This window comes from Companilactobacillus ginsenosidimutans (assembly GCF_001050475.1).
GTDB classification, from domain to species: Bacteria; Bacillota; Bacilli; order Lactobacillales; family Lactobacillaceae; genus Companilactobacillus; species Companilactobacillus ginsenosidimutans.
The window spans coordinates 1,175,436-1,195,496 of sequence record NZ_CP012034.1; the positions used below are offsets into that span (position 1 = coordinate 1,175,436).

At 35.2% G+C, this 20,061-nt stretch carries 11 protein-coding genes and 1 riboswitch; of the genes, 2 read left to right on the top strand and 9 right to left on the bottom strand.

What is annotated here, in order from left to right; translation table 11 throughout:
• Positions 1-290: 290 nt before the first annotated feature.
• The 6 genes from ABM34_RS06205 to pglZ form a co-directional block, all read right to left on the bottom strand.
• The gene (locus ABM34_RS06205) at positions 291-1,616 is read right to left on the bottom strand and encodes a hypothetical protein (RefSeq protein WP_048704305.1); all 1,326 of its coding nucleotides are present in this window, start codon (positions 1,614-1,616) and stop codon (positions 291-293) included.
• Positions 1,617-1,682: 66 nt separating this feature from the next.
• Positions 1,683-2,324 carry a thiamine phosphate synthase gene (gene thiE, locus ABM34_RS06210; RefSeq protein WP_048704307.1) on the bottom strand — a complete coding sequence of 214 codons (642 nt, stop codon included), beginning with the start codon at positions 2,322-2,324 and terminating at the stop codon, positions 1,683-1,685.
• The gene (thiD, locus tag ABM34_RS06215) at positions 2,314-3,141 is read right to left on the bottom strand and encodes a bifunctional hydroxymethylpyrimidine kinase/phosphomethylpyrimidine kinase (protein WP_048704308.1); all 828 of its coding nucleotides are present in this window, start codon (positions 3,139-3,141) and stop codon (positions 2,314-2,316) included. The genes thiE and thiD overlap by 11 nt, the downstream gene beginning before the upstream one ends.
• Positions 3,134-3,934: a hydroxyethylthiazole kinase gene (gene thiM / locus ABM34_RS06220; RefSeq protein ID WP_048704309.1), complete on the bottom strand. Its 801-nt coding sequence runs from the start codon at positions 3,932-3,934 to the stop codon at positions 3,134-3,136. The genes thiD and thiM overlap by 8 nt, the downstream gene beginning before the upstream one ends.
• Positions 3,935-4,005: 71 nt before the next feature.
• Positions 4,006-4,105: riboswitch (TPP riboswitch) on the bottom strand.
• A 53-nt stretch (positions 4,106-4,158) separates the two neighbouring features.
• A complete protein-coding gene (gene brxL, locus ABM34_RS06225; RefSeq protein ID WP_048704310.1) occupies positions 4,159-6,219 on the bottom strand; it encodes a protease Lon-related BREX system protein BrxL in 2,061 nt (686 codons plus the stop codon).
• A 14-nt stretch (positions 6,220-6,233) separates the two neighbouring features.
• Complete coding sequence (gene pglZ / locus ABM34_RS06230) at positions 6,234-8,765, bottom strand: BREX-1 system phosphatase PglZ type A (RefSeq protein WP_048704312.1); 2,532 nt, start codon at positions 8,763-8,765, stop codon at positions 6,234-6,236.
• 66 nt (positions 8,766-8,831) lie between these two features.
• Here pglZ and pglX (ABM34_RS06235) point away from each other — a divergent pair, with 66 nt between their 5' ends.
• Together pglX (ABM34_RS06235) and ABM34_RS06240 are read left to right on the top strand one after the other, a co-directional pair.
• Positions 8,832-11,036: a BREX-1 system adenine-specific DNA-methyltransferase PglX gene (pglX, locus tag ABM34_RS06235; protein WP_417924673.1), complete on the top strand. Its 2,205-nt coding sequence runs from the start codon at positions 8,832-8,834 to the stop codon at positions 11,034-11,036.
• Entirely contained in the window at positions 11,036-12,124 is a 1,089-nt protein-coding gene (locus ABM34_RS06240; protein WP_048704315.1) for a tyrosine-type recombinase/integrase, read from the top strand. The genes pglX (ABM34_RS06235) and ABM34_RS06240 overlap by 1 nt, the downstream gene beginning before the upstream one ends.
• A gap of 56 nt (positions 12,125-12,180) precedes the next feature.
• Here the strand turns inward: ABM34_RS06240 and pglX (ABM34_RS06245) are convergent, their stop codons facing one another.
• The 3 genes from pglX (ABM34_RS06245) to ABM34_RS06255 are packed head-to-tail and all read right to left on the bottom strand — an operon-like array spanning position 12,181 to position 20,061.
• Entirely contained in the window at positions 12,181-15,714 is a 3,534-nt protein-coding gene (gene pglX / locus ABM34_RS06245; protein ID WP_048704317.1) for a BREX-1 system adenine-specific DNA-methyltransferase PglX, read from the bottom strand.
• A gap of 58 nt (positions 15,715-15,772) precedes the next feature.
• Positions 15,773-19,468, bottom strand: a complete 3,696-nt coding sequence (gene brxC, locus ABM34_RS06250; protein ID WP_048704318.1) for a BREX system P-loop protein BrxC — start codon at positions 19,466-19,468, stop codon at positions 15,773-15,775.
• Between the two features lie 14 nt (positions 19,469-19,482).
• Entirely contained in the window at positions 19,483-20,061 is a 579-nt protein-coding gene (locus ABM34_RS06255; RefSeq protein WP_048704320.1) for a DUF1788 domain-containing protein, read from the bottom strand.

The following is a 20,061-nucleotide window of genomic DNA, read 5'->3' on the forward strand; positions in this document are numbered from 1 at the left end:
AGGTGAAATTCAAGCCAGAATTTCGCCAGCGGCAATACTTTCGTATGTGCCAAACTTCCATTAAGTGTTTAAACCGCTAGTAAACTACTTCTTGCTAGTAGAGTAACATTTAATCTTCTAATGTAATTTCCGGCTATGAACGTTAAGCAATTCACATTCAATAGCGTAGACATATAATACCAATCATTAGGCGCTTTCAGTTCTCAATATACATATTATTATTTTCCCATTTTGATACGTTTTCTGATAAATATTAATTTGAATAATATTTCCTAAATGATATTCATAAATTACTTTGAAGAAAGTTTAAATCGGCGTGTTGAATAGTAGGTAATCGCTGACACAAAAATAATCCAAATTGAAATAAATAAATGAATATTAGTTAACAATGAATACGTTGCTCCTGAGACTGATTTATCAAAGAACGAAAGCACTTTGACGTTCATCGCAAAACTCAAAATATAAATGACACTCATATAGATTAGTTGCTGAGAAATATTTCCAACACTAGAAAGCTGATATTTGATTAAAAATGCCCTCTCGCCATTTAAGTTAGGATGCGTATACAAAGAATCATTCAAAATCACATTATCAGCACCTATAAAGATTGCGCACAGTAACAGTCCGAAGAAGTATGTTGGATCCCACATTGTGAAGATAATTCCAATAATTAACACTGGATATCTCCACTCTGTGAACTTTTTCAACAACGTTGGACCAAGCTCAAATCCTACCATGTAAATTACAAATATAATCATAGTTGAATTGAATTTGAATCGTAACGTACTATCAAAAATCGAATAAAGCAGGACGAAGTTCATTACTACACCGCGAGTTAATGCTGCTAAGCTCAGTGGAAAAATTTTTCGGTGAATATCTAATTGAAAATAAATTAAGGTTGCCAAAACAATCACAGCTAACAAACAAATAAGTAAATCCATCACACTAGAGGTATTTGTTAGCCTTGTGTAGCGGATTGAGAACATTAAAATTACGAGTACTACTAGGAATATTAGTGCCAATACTAATTTTGAAGGATTGTGGATACTAATCTTATAGTCACTGTTTGAATAAAAATCAATTTGGCGTTTCATATAAATCCCACCAAACCAGCTAAAGACGAAGACAATTGCCAAAAATCCAAACGCTAAATTCAAAATTTGCATCTTATCTGAAAGATATCCGATTGCAACTAGAATAATCATGGCAACTAATGCGGCCATCCAATGATTTATAGTTATCTTAAAATTCTCATCTAGTTTTCCACGTGACCTCATCGTTAAAAAATATGGCCAGATCCAACTTGATGAAAGTCCTAGGAGTATTCCACCGAGAATTCCAAAAAATGGATTGCCCGCAAACAACATTGATAATGAACCAATAATCCCCGTGACGTTCGAGACGTTTAACATTGTTGCTGCGGTCCAATTTATATAGACAGTTAGCAACATGCCAATACATCTGAATGTATATAGCATTAAAAAAGGCAACGCATAAACTGGATTCCCACTATTTTGGGTATATAACATTAGACAAAAGAAATATGGAATGACCACCCCTGCATTTGCCAACAAATTTAATACGCCAACAGAAAAAGTTTCGAAATTTTGTCGCATAACTATAACCTCACAGTTCGTTACCCTGATTATACGCAAAAAGACGCATGTGTTTATCCATACGTCTTATTTGAATACATCTAAAACATTTTTTACACTTCGATTTATATCATCAGTCTGTGTGACTAAAGTAATGAATGCCGCACCAACAGCTCCATTATTCTTTAACGATTGTAAGTTGGTGTTGTCAATACCACCGATTGCTACGATTGGCACATCACTAATATTCACCATATCTTCCATCAGTTCTAGTCCCATCGGAGCCACTGCATCAGGCTTCGAATTTGTGGAAAATATTGGTCCAGCGCCGATGTAATCGACACGATCTATTTCGTTAGCAATTTCGGTTTGCTCAATGGTCTGACAAGATAGTCCAATCATCATATCCGGATTGGCATCCCGAACCACTTTCGTAATTCGCTCATCTTTTTGTCCAACGTGAACCCCGTCAGCATTTAACTTGTTTGCCAAATCGACATCGTCATCAACAATAAAGGAAATTTGTGCGTTATTACAAATATCACGAAGTATCACACCTAGTTGATAACGCTGCTCATCATTTAGCTTGGATTCACCTTTATCACGATATTGAAAGGCGGTAATTCCGGCAGCGATTGCTTCATTCAATATAGCTGGTAAATCTCGGTCACCAATATCTTGAGTTCCACACACAAAATAAGCTTGAAGCATTTCTGATTTAAATTTCATCGAAGGCACCCTCGGCATTATATGCCCAGTGGTTTAGTGGACCGTGACCATGACCAACTTGAATGGTATTTTTAATTGCTGCCTCAACAAAATCTTTTCCATATAAAATGGCAGATTTCATATCATCGCCTAATGCCAGTCTTGAAACTATCGCAGACGAAATTGTATCGCCCGTTCCGTGGGTTCTGATTGTGTGAACTCTCTTGCTGCTCATCTTGAAACTCTCACCATTTTCCAAAAGCACAACATCACGAACCATTTCTGAATCGCCATGGCCACCTTTGATCAAAACATTTTTGGCTCCCAAATCTTGAATCTTCTTGGCGGCAACGAGCATCCCACTTTGACTTTCAATCTTACTGCCAATCAAACGCTCAGCCTCGGGCATATTTGGTGTAACTAATGTGGCAAGCTTGATCAATTTATTTTTGATAGCATCAATACCTTCATCAGAAAGTAATTGTGAGCCACCTTTAGCAATCATAACTGGATCCAATACGAATGGACCAAAGTCATATTTCTTCAAATTGTCATAAACGACTTCAACATGTTCAGCATCAGCCAACATTCCGGTCTTACAGGCCTTGATTTTGAAATCATCGTTTAATGAAGCAAACTGTTCCGAAATCAATTTTGGAGAAATTGCCTGAAAATTCTGAACACCAATTGTATTTTGCGCCGTCACAGCGACAACCACTGCAGTCGAAAAGACACCACATTCCTGCATTGTCTTCATGTCAGCCATAATACCAGCACCGCCACCACTGTCAGTTCCAGCGATGGTCAATGCTTGTGGAAAGCTATTTACATCATTCATCATATTTCCCCCATCTCTTTATATCTTCAGTATTAATCGTATAAAGTTGATCAAGTAAACGTGTTGAAAAGGCAGCAGGTCCAATATTTGGTGTTTCTGTCATTACTAGTTCTCCAGCTAATCCAAAAATAAGACATGCCATCTTGGCACCTTCAAAATAGTTACCATCAGAAACAGCTGCGAATACTGCGATAATAGATGAAAGCATATCGCCAGTACCCACTCTTGTTGTAAAAATCTTATTTCCGTTAAACGTGTGTGAAATTAGGTCTCTAGTGGCAATTGTGTCAGTGACACCAGTTACGACTGTTACGCAATCAAACTTTTTCGAACAGGCTTTGGCAATTTCATCGACGGACTTAGTTTGCCCCTCATCGATTGAATCAATACCTTTGGCGGACCATGAAACTCCAACTAAACTGGCAATCTCACCAGCATTACCACGAATAATCGTTGGCTTGGCTACTTTGAATAAGTCCTCAACGAATGCCAATCGTTCTGGTACTGCTCCGATTCCGACTGGATCAAGTACAACTGGCTTGTTGAAATCTAATGCTAGTTTCAACAGATCTTTGCTAAGCTCATTTTGACGTTCGTCGAGCGTCCCGATGTTGATGCAGACGCCACTTGCCATCTGGGCAAGGGTCTTCAACTCTGCATCGTAATTTGTCATTAATGGAGACGCTCCAATGGCGCTAATTCCATTGGCGACATCACTTTGAGTAACTGAATTCGCAATATTTAAAATCATCGGATTGTCAGTTCTAACTTTTTGCAATAAATCGAGTTTCATCGTAAATTCCTCCAAAAGTACAAAAAAAGCCACGGTTCTAATCGTAGGATTAAGAATCGTGGCATAAGTTTGCCCAGATTATCGCACTTTCCTACGCAAGCATTAACTCACAGGTTCAAAGGGATCGGCATAGCCGTCTCAGTCTCTCTCGAAACACCCCTAGTGCTAAAGTATGATTTAAGTTTATCATGAAATTATTTAAAAATATAATATTTGGCGCAGATTTATTTTACACCCAATGCTTTGAATGCTGCATCTTCAATCGAATCATAAAAAATAACTGTAAATGCTCCCAATAATTCTGAAGGAACTGACCCTAAATCAGCAGCAGAAGTGTTAGGAATTAATATTTTCTTAGCACCTGAATCCAGTGCAACTTGCAAAGTATCTGCAAGATTATCAAGCTTCACCAGTGAACCACCAATTGTATGTTCGCCAAGAATAACCAAACTATCTAAAGTAGACTTACTCATTGAAATCGATACTAAGGCAATGTATGTAGCAAGTGACAATCTGCTGGTCATCTCACTATTATTCAGATTTACTGCATTTACCACATAATCATGAGTGGTTAAACTGATGCTTGAACTAACGGATTTTGAATTAGCTTTCAAATACTTGTATGCAGTATCCATGGCTTCCGATGCTTTATGATTTCCAGAGATCCCAGTTTTTTCAAATTTACCATTTCCGGCTATCATCTGAGTTTCAATTTTGAATAAACTCAATCGTTCATTTTTGTCATAGGTAACAGTATAAACTTGACCTGGTTTTTCTGTACCCTCGGGAATTAAACTATTGGATCCCTGCTCAGGCACTGAGACATAATGTTCCTCAAATGTTTCATTGTCGATGTACGAAAAATTAATGTCAAAAAATTCCATTCCACCAATTTTCTTTAATTGCTCTTTAACTCGCCGACGAAGTTCTAATGCAAACTCCAAAGCTTCTTGAACTTCGGGTTTGCCATATTCGCCATTTGGATATAGCAACTTCAACATGCCGGAGGTAGTCTTTCTAACAGCTATAGTGTCCCTCTGATTGAGTTGGCCACCCAACTTGAAGTATTTATCTATGGCATCGGAAAATGACTGCTTACGCAATTCTCGCATGATTTCAGCAAAGTAATCAGTTATTAATCCATATCCTTTTGTAAAGAATGATGGTTTGTATTTTGGAATTTCCCAACCAGGGATATAGGCATGAATCCTATCAAGAAATGCAGAATCAGTCGCCATAACCTCAGGAAATGGTTCAAACAAGTTAGAAGTTCGCATCACAACGTCAATGCTCTGATTAATATTACCGACAAAAACCATTGCTGCACTAGCTTGGATTTCATCCTTACCACGGGCAAATGATCCAGATGCCATGTAATCCTTCATGATTTGGACGCCATCTTTATCCTTGAAAGTGATACCAGCAACCTCATCAAAAGCGACGATATCCCACATTCCTACTAGTCCAACTTGTCTACGACCCATGTTGTAGAACAAATTTGCAACGGTCGTTTGTCCACCAGAAACTAAAATCGAATTTGGTGATAATTCTTTATAAACATGAGATTTACCAGTTCCACGGGGCCCAAGCTCAACCACATTATAATTATTTTCCACAAACGGTATTAACCTTGCCAAAAACAACCATTTTTCACGCTTTGAAAATTGTGTTGGTTCCATACCAATAGTACGTAAAATCAAATCCGTCCACTCATCCGTAGTGAACTCCGATCTAGCTTTATAAACTTCTGGCATATTTAAATCTGCGACTTGAATAGGTGTCAATGAGTCAACGACAAATGGAGATTCATTTTTATTATTCTCATCATAAGCATATCTCAAGCGAACAATGGACCAAATTCCTCCGCCAAGTAATCTTTCAAAGTCTTGAGGATATCTGCTGTCAACCGGCACTCCATCGATTCCTAGATTACTAAACAAGGCTTCATATCGATCAGCGTGTTCATTCAAATGAACAGTTAGTTTGTCGATTACAGTATATGAGCCAAGTTCACGAATTTTAGACTTAACTTTTTCAGCCTCATCAGGTCGAACATAATTATTTGCCAGAGTTTTCTTAACGTTCTCAACTCCACGCTCAATTTGTGCTTCATCAGTGCTGTTAGCATACATCCCCAACAAATATTCAAGGACATAAGTAGGGACATTTGCCCCTTCCTTAATCCGGTTGGTCAAATCTTTGCGAACAAATTTCCCTGGCAAGGTTTTTATCAATTTATCTAATAAAACATCATTTGTTGCTTCATTTGAATTTGAATCAGTCATAATTGTTCCTCTCGCTAAATGTCAAAACCAAATCCACCCGGAATCGTGATATCCATGATGTAAGGAATTGATTCAACAACTCCATTTCGCGTATTTTTAATAACTAAATAATATTTTTTAGACTTGTCATAAGTCCTATCTGCTAACACTATTTGCTTAGAGAAAATTCGATCCTGTACCGTCGAATCTTCACCTTTATTTGCATTCACTGTAACCTGACCTGAAATAAGTTGATTCTGGTCATCAACGAAATACAAACTATAAACAGCTGGCTTCACAGTTGCACTAACTGGTGTAACCTGCATCAGGCTAACTTTGACCTCTAGAGAAGTAATCTTATTTGAAGTGCTGACAATCGAAAGTTTAACATCTTCTTCATCAGTTTTACCCTTATTAGATTTAACTTCCAACAAAGGCACAATCATTTCTTGAGGTGAACTCCCACCATGAACGTAATTATATGATCCAGCGGATTTGAAAATATTAGCAGTAGTTGGATAATAAACGCTTCTATCATCATTATTATTCAAAATGTCTGATAGTTTTTGAGATCCAATTCCAGGTTCATCAATCGTCTCTGATGTAATCATGTAGCGCTGAGATTTAGCATCGTTTTCAACATGAGAGACATCAATTTTATCCTCAGGTAAAAGTTTTGCATCTCGATAAATATATCCATGGTCAGCTGTAACATAAAAATGGTTAATACTGCTACTGCGAAGACGTAATATCAGCTTTTTAATATCATTGATAGTCTCTTCAGTAGCCTTAAATACATCATCTTCAGTTTTTCGATTATCTGCAATAGCATCAATTTGGTTGTGGTAGATATAAACAACTTGTTTACCTGCAAACCACTCACGAATATCTTTTGTACTAGCGCCCTTCAAATCATCAAGAGGAAAAGTACAACTATCTTGATTTGCTGACTGTAATATCTTTTCGCGACTCTTCATATCAGTAGCTTCACCGCCATCAACGAGGAGCTTCTTTTCGTCCAAACAAAGCGTTTCATTAGGTAATAATGACGGCATACCCATATAAGTTACAGATGGCAATCCAGTAATCATATAATCCATTTTCTGCTCACTAACTTGAGAAGATTTACCCAACTCGTCTTGAAGTTCCTTAGCAGCTTCAAATCTAAATGCATCAGAAATAATAACAACTATTCTGTTAGTCTCAGGTTCAACATAGTTTTTGTAAAAATTACGTTGAAGCTTGCGTGGTGAAATGGCATCAAAATGGAAATTCTTATTCCATGCCAATAATTGTTTATCCAAATATGAATTAACATAAACATCTTCAATCAGCAATTTAGTCTTCTCAAACTCTTCAGGCTGATCAGTTTCTTGGTAGTAGTAAATGAATTTACGATAGTAAGTATCCATCTCAAATCCACCATCAACATAACTACCCACAATGTTATCGAAACTTTGCTCCGGTTCATCTTGAGACATCAAGACAATGAAATACGCCATCTTCATCATCTGATAATACGACTTAATTGGATCAACATGTCCAAAATGCATATCTGAGCGTTTCTTGATCAATACATCGATGAGTTGACCATTAATTTGTGCATCCAAATCCTCAAGACCTAATCTGTCCTGAATCCAGTTCAAAACTAACCAATCAAAGTACTTGAATACATCTGATTTGGCAATAACGTTAATATCCATATCTTTAAAAATTGAGCCACCATTAATAAATGCCCAAACTGCAGCTTCAACATCAGAATATGTATCACCAGATGATTGATATGACTTAGTACCGAATTGCTGCATAAATGTCTGTACGTTAGCAACTTTCTCACTTAAATCATATTCAGATAATGACTTAGGAAATTGAACATCCATCTGCTTAAATGTTGTCGTCAGATACATGGCAGAACTAAATTTCACCAAATCATGTTCTTTGTTATAGTTGAATTCATATTTGACTGTATCCCAAAACGTATCTAAAACATTGAATTTCTCAAATTGTGCCAAATACTCATTATCATTAAGATTAGCAGTCATGATAACTTGTAAGATGTCAAAGAAGCTGAACAATGGTGTCTTGAGCTTCACAATTGTTGCCATGATTGACCATTCTGGGTTCTCCTGATAACTGCTTAACTCAAAAGTTGCAAAGGCATTACGACGTTCTTTGTTTCCAAAGAAATCCATATGATTTGCCACAAAATCTCGCATAGATTCAGGCAATCCCAAATCCTTACGAAGAATCTCTTTTGAATCGGCAGTAAATGTATCCGAATATCTCACCATATCTCTTAAATGATTTTCATCAAGAATCGGTTGAGCTGCAGGAGAATAAACCAGCACCTTTTTATCATCATCAATGGCATTTAATTTAATCTTAGTCTCAAGTTGATGTCCAGGTTGAAGTACCACAACCTTGGCTATATCTTCCAAGTCAGTCGATAATTCTTCAATGTTATCTTCAAATTCAGCGTCATTGTCATACCAGAAGATAAATTGATATCTACCTTGGAATTTATTTTTCAAAGATTCAACAACCTGTTTTAGGTCAACGTCAGCCATTTTAGTGTTCCCCTTACTAGTAAAATCTGTTAATTAAATCATACAGTATTATGCTTTGATAGACACATATTTAACACAAAATTATTGTTCACTCCAAGCTATCACGATGGCGTGATTAAGGATCTGATTGACGATGTTAGTGTAGATGATTTTAACGTCGATGTTGGTGGTCAGGTGGAGATTATTGGTTGGTTGTATCAGTACTATAATACTGAGCCAAAAGATAGAGCTTTTAAGAAGAAAAAGTATTCCGAATCCGACATTCCAGCAGTAACTCAACTATTTACCCCAGACTGGATTGTAAAATATATGGTTGAGAATTCGCTGGGCCGATACTGGATAAATGTGTTACAAGCCAAGGGTAACAAAAGCTCCGAAGCAGATGTCGCAAAACAATTTAATTGGAAGTATTTCATGCCTTCCGCTGAACAACAAAGTGAGGAATACATCAATATTCAGAGTAATTCCAAACTCCAAAATACAAAGCCAGAAGATTTAACATTAATAGATCCCGCAATGGGATCCGGTCATGTGCTGGTCTACTCCTTTGAAGTATTAATGGATATATACGAATCAGAAGGATACTCAAAGCGTGAAGCAGCAACTAATATACTTGAGAAAAATTTATATGGATTAGACATTGATACAAGAGCGTTTCAACTATCATATTTTGCTTTGATGATGAAGGGACGTCAGTACAATCGACGTATTTTGAATAATGATTTAAAATTGAATGTTTATGACATCCCCGAGTTATCAGAAGATAGTGTAGATTCATTTATAAGTCACTTACCTAGTAACGTTGAGCCTACTTTTAGTAACCTTCTTAAACATTATGAAAATGGAAATGAATACGGTTCTTTAATCAAATTTGATAACGTCATTGATTGGGAAGTTGTTAATCCAGAAGTTAATAATACTTCAGAGAATCAACAAATGACTTTTGATGATGTGGATTCCATTAAAAATACCGGACAATTGCAAGACGCAATTAATGTTTCTAAATTATTGACTAGTAAATTTACCATTGGAATCACAAATCCGCCTTATATGGGTTCAGGAAAAATGGATCAAGTTCTGAGTAAATATGTCAAAAAGTATTTCAAAGAAGGAAAAGCAGATTTGTTTGGTGCATTCATGCAAAGAATGGCTCAGCTAGTTGAGGAAAATGGTTATTATGCCATGGTAACTCAGCATTCATGGATGTTCTTATCGAGCTTTGAGGATTTAAGAAAAGAGCTCAAAAACAACGCTCTAATCAATATGGCTCATTTAGGAACAAGAGCCTTTGAAGAAATTGGCGGTGAAGTGGTTCAATCCACAGCATTCGTTTATCAAAACACCAAAGTAACAAATTATGTGGGAACTTATGAAAGACTAATCGATTTTCCATCGCAACAAAAGAAAGAGACAGCATTCTTAGAAGCGGTTAATAATCCAAAATCTAAATACCTTTATCGAACTAACCAAGCGAACTTTGAAAAGATTCCGGGTATGCCAATTGCTTATTGGGCTTCAGATGAACTATTAAATCTGTATGGATCAACGGAAACTGTCGAGGATGTGGCCGACGTAAAGAAAGGCAGCTTTACGGGAGACAACTCCAGATTCCTTAGACTATGGCCCGAGGTCTCATTTTCGAAGGTTAAATTTAATTGTGAAGATGTAACTGAATCAATTAAATCACATAAAAAATGGTTTCCTTATAACAAAGGTGGTTCTTTCCGAAAATGGTATGGAAACCATGACTATTTAATTAATTGGTTTAATGATGCTGCTGAATTAAAAAATTTTCCCAAGTTTGGACTTAGAAATCCTCAATATATTTTTCAAGAAGGTCTCACTTGGTCATCACTTAGTTCAGGAAATCCTTCATTCCGATATTCAGAGAATGGATTTGTTTTTGATAGTAAAGGACCTATGATTTTTTCTAAAAACTTACCATACTTATTGAGCCTTCTTAATTCAGTTATTTCGACCTATATTTTAAATATTCTTTCACCAACTTTAGATTACAATCCAACTGCAATCAGAAAAATCCCCTACTTATTTAATCGACAATTTGAAAAAGTGATTTTCAAGTTAAGCACTGATAATATTCTTATTTCTAAAAATGATTACAATTCAAATGAGTGGTCGTGGGACTTTTTAAGACTTCCATTACTAATTCACATCGCTGACGAGAATCTATCATTACCCAATAAAATATTGGTTGAACTAACCAATTGTGCCAAAATTGTGGCAATTTATTCGCAATGGAGGGAAATATAATGGTTAGTTATCAAAAAAGAGGAAACGTTTGGCAATACGAAATATCGTATAAGGATGTTGATGGTAAATATAAAAAGTTAAGAAAGTCCGGATTTATCAAGAAATCTGAAGCTGTTATGGCAGCAAGCTTGCTTCAAAGCACTCACCCCAACCTTTATACTGTTCGATCAGGTGATGAAACCTTGGTGTCATATTTTGACAGATGGATTAATGTCTATAAAAAAGGTAAAGTATCTGAGATCACTTACAACAAGTACCAAAACACTTCACAGCATGCTTCTGAACTCTTTGGTAACCTCAAACTAAAGGAAATAACCAAGTTGATTTATCAGAAAAAGCTCAATGAATTCGGAAAAACACATGCTCGACGAACCGTTTCTTGTTTACACAAACAATTACGTGCATGTATTCTTGATGCAATTGATGAAAGAATAATTGTTAGTGACCCTACTAGAAAAGCCGTAATCGTAGGTATTGACCCTCCGAAGAAGCTTAAATCATTAAACTACAATCAATGGAAAAAATTAGTCAGTAATCTAAACACAAATCGTAGTGCGGAAATGATAATTTACATAGCCTGCGTCACTGGTATGCGTTATGGGGAGATTGTCGGCCTCACAGTAAATGACTTTAATTACTCCCGAAGTACCCTGCATATCAATAAGACCTGGGACTACAAATACAAAACTGGTTTTAAAAAAACAAAAACAAAATCATCTAACAGAGAAATTATTATTGATAAAAGTTCAGCAAACAAACTCAGACAATACATTAGAAAATCAAATTTAACCTCGGATGACTTATTATTCATGGATTCAAAAAAACATGTAATGGTAAGCGCAGAAATAAATAAAGTACTAACTGGTAAACTTAAGGACTTAAAAATACCAAGAATTACATTTCATGGACTCCGACATACACATGCATCAATTCTACTTTATAAGGGCGTTTCAACCCTTTCGGTATCCAGGAGACTCGGACACAGCAGCGTTTCAACAACTCAATCTACATATCTCCATATAATTAAAGAGCTTGAGTATCAGGACCAAGATAAAATCATTTCAATACTAAATATCGACAACGATTAATTGCCACATTTTTTGGCACAAAAGAGGACTTTCCTAATTGGAAAGTCCTCTTTTAGCTAACTTATTTTGGTTAAAATCTTTTCCCCACATTGTAATTTCTCGTAGTTAACTTTAACGCCATCATCCAAATCTAACTCAACTTTTTGATTCGCAATATGTTGAATTAAAGGATCATATTTTTTCAGTTCCTCTAATTGTAAACTCAGATGCTTAACTTGTTTTTCTAATTTCTTTTTTTCTTTTGCAACAGTTTCGGTATCACTTATTTTATTAATCTGATCTAGTCGAGATTCATATAATCCTTGAAGAGGATGCAAATAATTAGTTCTTATCATTGCCATTTCATTGTCGTCATAACGGTGTAAATACATAAGTGCATTAAATCCATTATTTTTACCACTAGTCAATTCCCAATAAATTGGTCTCTTTTGATATATCTTATTGTGATCCTTAAAGAAATCTTCAACAAAATATCTTCTAATAGAATCTTCATCAGAATCCGCCTTCTTACCAATGATTGATGCAATATAGTTTAAATTCTCATCAACAGTATACGCACCAAATGTGACTGACAAGAATTCTTTTAGACGGTTAATAATATCTCTTTGATCATTAAAGTAATTATCATCTGTTAATACGATTAGGTTATCTTCATTAGGCTTATAGGATTGATATTTGTCATCAGACCATTCACCACCGGCAAACGCTATTCCATCCTGATCCAATGAATATCTTCCGAAAGTTACCCCTATGAAATAGGACAAGAATGCCTTAATATCACGTACTTCATCAGCCAATCTAACTGAAACATCCTTATCATCAACCTCTGGAGTCAGTTCATCTTGAAGACCATATAAATCAATAAAAATCTTATTCAATTCTTCTTCATTAGATTTAAGTTGATCAAACCTTTCTTGAGCTTCTTGTTTCCAGATATTGAATGCATTTCTTAGTTTTCCATCAACTTGTGTTCGCTTCTCGTCAGCGATGAAACTTACTAATGGTGTTCCATAATAATTAAAGGAGTTCTCTTGTGAGTTCCAATCAAATTTGGAAATTTCAATTGTTCGTTTTGATATTTCTCTTACTTTATCATTTATAGAATCATTCAATTTGAGGATTGGAATTCTTGAGACATCTCCAGCGGTATAATTCATACTTTCATTCAACAATCCCAGGAAACGATCAGAAACTTTTGAATTTAAGATTGCCAGTTGTGTATAGAGATTGTATCTATCGTCATTAAATATTGACATGCTTGCATCGTTATTGATATATCCGTTTTCTGAGTACCTGAACGAAATTTTCCCACTAGTTATTTTTGTCCAAGTAATACTAGAATGAAGATAAAAATCTGAAGCTCTATGCCCATTATTTTGAGTTATCATTTGATAAGATTTTGAATCAAATTTTATAATATTCTCGTGATTTCCAAACCATTTACGAAATTTACCACCTTTATTTATGGGTAAGTATTCTCTGTTTTCTAATTCCCTTAAGCTCGAAATACCAAACGCAATATTTGATAATGCGACTTCGTACCAATAGCGCAAGAAGAAACTGTTATTCCCCGTTATCATTCCCTTTTTTACCGAAGATTCTTTCGACAGGGGCGTATTCTTTTTGAAAATCATAATATCAGAATCACTAGCCCAATAAGAAATTGGTATCCCCGGAATCTTTTCAAAGTTCGCTTGGTTAGTTCGATAAACGTAATTACAGTTTGGATCAGAAATTGCTTCTAATACCTTGTTCTTTTGTACTTCCATGCCGCCTTTGAAGTCGGATAGTTTAATATATGTACCTTTTTCTTCGTTTGGCACATTTTTTAATACGAACGTATTAATTGGAACAGTGGCTTCTTCGAATGCTGAATACTCCATTTGGATTAAACTTGATATTTCTTTGTTTTTTACAATGTAATTACGTAAGTTCTCATAGGTTTTAATGAACATCCAGACGAATGGTGTCATGTATGCTGAATAGCCACCAGGTTTAACTAGATTGCTATTTAGATAGATAAATATTGAGAACATGTCGCCAGAATAATCAGCGTAGTATTTTTTTACATACTTTTTTAGTTCTTTATCCATCTTGTTCATATACGGAGGATTTGTTGTTGCTACATCGTATTTTTGACTCATTGTTTTTGCAATATTAATAAGGTTCAGCAAATTTACTTTGGACTCTTGGATACCGAATACATCTAGTCCTTCAGACTTTACCTCCGAAACCTCTTTAGAGATCTTTTCAAAATCATAATTCTTTTCAATTTTTATGATGGATCCCAACTCTTTAGCATTGCTAAATAATTCAATTAACTCGCTAGTATCCAATTGAACGTCATCTGGCAGAGAATCTACCAGCTCATCTGAAATATTGTCAGAGTCCTCAAATTCATAAACATTTGGGGTGATAATCTCGTTTCTAAACAGTCTTCGGTTGAACTGCCTTGCTTTCATCATTAATGCAAAATAGGTTAATTGATATGCTCTCTTATCAATTTCCAAACCAAATAAATTCTTAGTAAGAATTAGTATCGCAGCATCACGTTCTGAATAACCTTGTTCTAAATATATTTTCATAAATACATCAAATGCATATACCAAAATGTGACTTGAACCCATAGCGTTATCGATTAGTTTGATGTCCTCAATATCGATATTATTCGTTTCTGATTTAATTTCAGAAGGTAGAAGATATTTGAGCTCAGACTTCAAGTTGCTATCAGGATTTCTTTCAAGCCAATATTTTCCAAGCGAGTTATCAACCATGTATCTTACAACCCAATCTGTTGTGAAAAGCTGAGTTGCTGCAGGGATATCAGCTTTCTTAACTGCGCCACCTAGAATATTTACCACACGGTCGTGAGGTTCATCATTATAGTACTGATACAACCACCCAATAATCTCAACCTGACCACCAACATCAACGTTAAAATCATCTTCACTAACATCGTCAATCAAACTCTTAATCACACCATCGTGATAGCTTGGAGTGAACAATAATTCGGCATAATCGTTAGTTTTCTCAAATAAATAAGGTAATATCTTGTTCAAAGCATTAGCCTGCTTGATAAATAACATTTGATACAAGTTATCCATATCAACTGGCATTTCTGTATCTTGTGCCTTAGAAATCAATGAACGCTCTTCATCACTAAATCTACCTAAATAATCTTCTAACTCAACTGGGTTAATCATAATATCGGGTTCATTACGATTAGATGAGCTTGAAAGAACTCTAGTACGGCTTGGCAAATAGTCATTCACTTCCATGAAACGAATAGCAATGATGCGGTTAAACCAGGTATACGCAATCTCTTCAACTAGGTCATTATATGCTGTCTTGAAATCATTTTTCTTACTGCGTTTGTTTAACTCATTAACTAGTTTTTGACGTTTACGAATATCTGACCCGGTGATCGGATTTTGATCATCAATGTAATATTCAATTTCATTTGTTGAGGTAGGTAACTTTTCAGAAATCCCATTCTCATCAATGCCTAGAATTGATGTCTTTAAATTGATATCTTCAATTAATGTATTTCTAGCTTTAATTGCAAAATTTTTAATTGCAGTTTTGTCCATTAGTGTTCCCTTCTTAAAAAAATGACCACCCTAATAGGTGGTCAATTAAGGTTTATTATTAAAGATCCAACTTGATTGAATCGTTATTTTTAATTTGTTCCATTAATTCTTTCTTGAGTTGAGCTAATTTTTCATCTACATCAGCCTCAGTCTTCAAATCCCAAGAACGACCAATAGCAAGTTGTTGTAAACTAACATGTTTAGGTACGTGAACCTCTACTACAGGAGTCGGTACTGGCTGATCTTCATGAATTTCTTCATTATCACCATTCCCAGGTTTTTTATCATCCTGTGATGGATTCGTATCTGAGGAGGTATTTGTTACTTGTTGCTTCTCCTTTTCTGCCTTTTTCTGAGCAACGGTTCTATCAATACTTTGTAGAATACGTTCTTTAGTAACATTGGCATGATTTGGAATAATACACAATTCATTCAATGTTTGGGCAGACTTGGCATTAGCAATAAATTGATCAAAAGTTTTATCAATCTCTTCTTTAAATTGATCGAGTAACGAATTGCTATTTGCATAATCCAAAGTATCAGTGCGTTCAACATCAATCTGTTTTTCTTCTTCTAGTAAGATTGAATCAAATTCTTTGTTGTATACATCATTAAATTCTTCAGACAATGCCTTCAGATCTTGAACTTTTCCAGTTGGTTTGTTGGAATCGATAATTTTGTTTATCTTATCAACAATTTGTGATAACTCATCACCAACAATAAATTCCTTTGAGCCCCGATAAATTTGAACTTTTTGTTGTGCGTCAGTCCAAATTTTCTTCATATTTCCATTCGCGTAAAACTCAGAAATTCCAAAGGATTCTAGGTCTTCATTCCAGTCTAAGAAATCATCCCTATTCTTGCTTACAAAATCATAAAATTCATCGGTATCTTTTCTAGCAAGCAAAGATTTAATCAAAGTTTCACCTTGACCTAATAAATCTAAGCCGGGATAACTATAACCACTATCTAGGGCTGAATTTTCGTGCATGTATCCTTGAACAAGATCCAACCTATTCTTCAGAGTTTGTTTAAACTCGCGAACAATAACGTCATCTTCATCAGAACTAAATGATTTCTTAGTAAATGCCTCTTTAGCAACTTCCTTCAAATCATTTTTCTTAGTTTGAGAGATTTCACTTCTTGGCTCTAATTGAACTTTTGTAATGTTTTGCTTCTTCAAGAAATAATTGGCAGTTTGATTGGCTGAATTAGCATCATTAATGTTGATTGGCTCACCATTCACATAAACTTTTAATTTTGCATCCGCAAATAATTTAGCAACTAGCCAAATTGTATCAATTTCACGATAGCCGTAAGGAATACCAGCAAACCGATCAATTATTGTCTTGTACGAAACCTTATTATGTCCATTGTAATCAAAGTTGATTTTCTCTTGTACTGACTTCAACGCTTGAATATTTTCTGAAGTTTTAACGTTCATTCCACCATCTTGTTTAAACAGAGAAACAACATCCTTGTCAGACTTAATTGCATCAATATAATTCAACTTACGATAAATTTCGTCAATTAACTTATTTTCTGCATCTTCAAGTCGTTTGGAAAACCCACCTTTAGTCTCAACTTTATTTCCATTTACATAGATATCAGCATCTTCAAGTGAGTTTATTAGTTCATCATTAGCATTTTGTTGCAGTGTCCTTAACTCGACACGTTTCAAATCAATAATTCTTTGTGAACGTTCATCTGATGATAACTGAGATGGATCCATCAAGAAGCTTCTGATTTTTAAATACTGTTTATAGTTCTCAGCATATTCACCATCAGCAGGCATATCGATGATAATTTGTGGATCGTCTGGAGACTGGGAAAGTCTTCTCAGTTCAATCTCATCCCTGTTTGACTCACTATCAAGCGTATTGACCTTGATACTCATCTCATGATTAGGATTTCCAATCGGATAATCGTCAACGTACTGATTGAAGTTGAATGTATATTGGCCACCCAATTTAGGATAAGTGTATTTCTTATTGATATTGGAGTTAGCAAATACAAATTCACCAATTGCCTTTGAAACATCGCTTGAATCAATATTTTGCTTGGAGATTTGTTTACTAATATCCTGTTCAGCATCTGTTAAGAATTCATAACCATGCGTAGTTTTCTCAACTAGTTCTTGGCTCATAAGAATTCTGAGTGCTTCTTTTACTTTGTTTTCCAATTCAATTCTATCGGTATCAATTGAATCAATCATCAAAGTAACAACATTATTCAAAGTAGCATCGAAGTTGGATACATATTTGACCATAAACAGCGTTTTCAAAACTTGAACTGGGAAAGGATTTGATTCTTTAGTCGGATTAATATAGTCGTTATCTCCAGCTCTGGTAATAACAATCTTATGTGTATGATCCAAGAATTGATCTAACCCATTAAAGAAAATACTGAATGGCACTAAGGTTCTCGTATCACGTTCTTCAAGTTGCTGAGCGGATTCTTGGAATACCGCCAACATTGAACGTTCACCATTGGCTAAATGTTTACCATCTGATCCGTTCTCTCTAATTGCCGTTAAGGTATCTTGTAACAATTCGAATTGATAAGGGACAAATGGATATACATCCGCATATGATTTATCATCGCTAAACTTCTTACGTTCAACTTCTCCATCAAAACTAATTAAGTTATTGATAGTGTGTTGATCATTGTCGAAATCATTTTTTAAAAGTTGTTCACTTTCAGGTGTTTTCTCCAATAAACGCTTACGAATAACTTCATCAACATTAGCCGATGACATGGCAATTCTGGTTTTGAATCTACCTTGAATCTTAGAAAAATCTTGACCATTAATATTATCAGTCACTTGATCGATTGCTTGTTGACTTGTCACAATAACCCAGGCACGACCATGAGTGTATGTACCCAGGTCTTCAACAATACTTTGTAAGTTCAACATACGTTGTTGACTATCACCAATGTATTGGCCAACTTCATCAACTAGAAATGCTAGATGATAATTTGGATCAGGTTGAGATTCGATATATTCATTTACCAATTTAGCAAATGATTCAACGCTTATTGGATAATCCTTACGCATTTGTTCAACGAATCCTTCAGCGTCATCTTCTGAAAGATATCCAATTTCAACCAATGTATTTTTTATTGTTCCTTTAATAAAAGCAAAACTACTCCTTATCTCAATCCAATCACGATTTTGCTTATCCAGCTCTTTGAATTTTTCTTGAAACTTGTCATACATTCCTTGATTTTTAAGACCACGTTCCATATCAGCAAGCCAAAAGTCCTCACCGATTAAGCCCTGATGTTCATTGAATACTTGTAGAAAAACATTTAAGATTGCATCTTTTTGTTCTTTGTTGCCATTCTTGGCTTTTGAATCAATGTTGAACAACATGACATCATTTTGATTAGCAGCTGTCTTTTCCATGTCATTGATTGTCATTTGATCTTTTATTTTGTTGTCATCTTTAAAGTAGTCAATGGCATTCTTACCAGAAACTTCACGGTTCTCAAGTAGATAAGATAAAATTTTAAGGAAGTGAGATTTACCAGAACCGAAGAAACCGGAAATCCAAACACCCATATTAGGAGTGTCATTCCCGATACTTGCCGCATATGCTTTGAAGAAATCACTAAAGTGTCTTTCCAACTCATTAGTAACTACGTATTCTTCTAATTCCTGTTTAATATTGGAATCTTGATCATCACCAATTGTGATAACACCTTTGATATCACGATTGATAGGTTTCGCGAATATATCTTTAATTTGCATGATTTTCCCCTTTATTAATCAATCTGAAATGCTCTGTAGTAGTTATCCTCAATGGCTTCACCAAACATACTTAGGTTGAGACTATTATATTTCCCGGGATAAAATAGCACAACTGGAACGTCGTCAATAATCTGATGCATTGAATTCAATATCTTGTGTGCTCTAATCAATGGAAAAATTTCCCCAATTCCAGTAACAAAGATGACAACATCCTTATCAGGAATATGGTCCTTCATATATTTAACAAACATATTCTCTGAATCAGTCATTTCAAGTGCATTATTCAATTGTTCAATCAAATATGACATCCCTTCATCAGATTCCATTTCCAGAACATCATCTTTGATTCCCATATCATCGAGAATCTTCCACATAATGTCATAAACATTAAATTCCAAAATATCGACACCGACAGTCTCGTGGTTTAACTGACTTTCAATACTTTTGACTTCTTCCCTAACCTGTAGTTCATCTTCAGCATCATATGCCAAAATATAATACGAAACTTCATTTGAAAGTCCCCTACTATGTTGGAAGTCACTGTCTTTAATCTTTTGCCTTAAATGGTTTAACTTATCGTTTGTACTTGACAT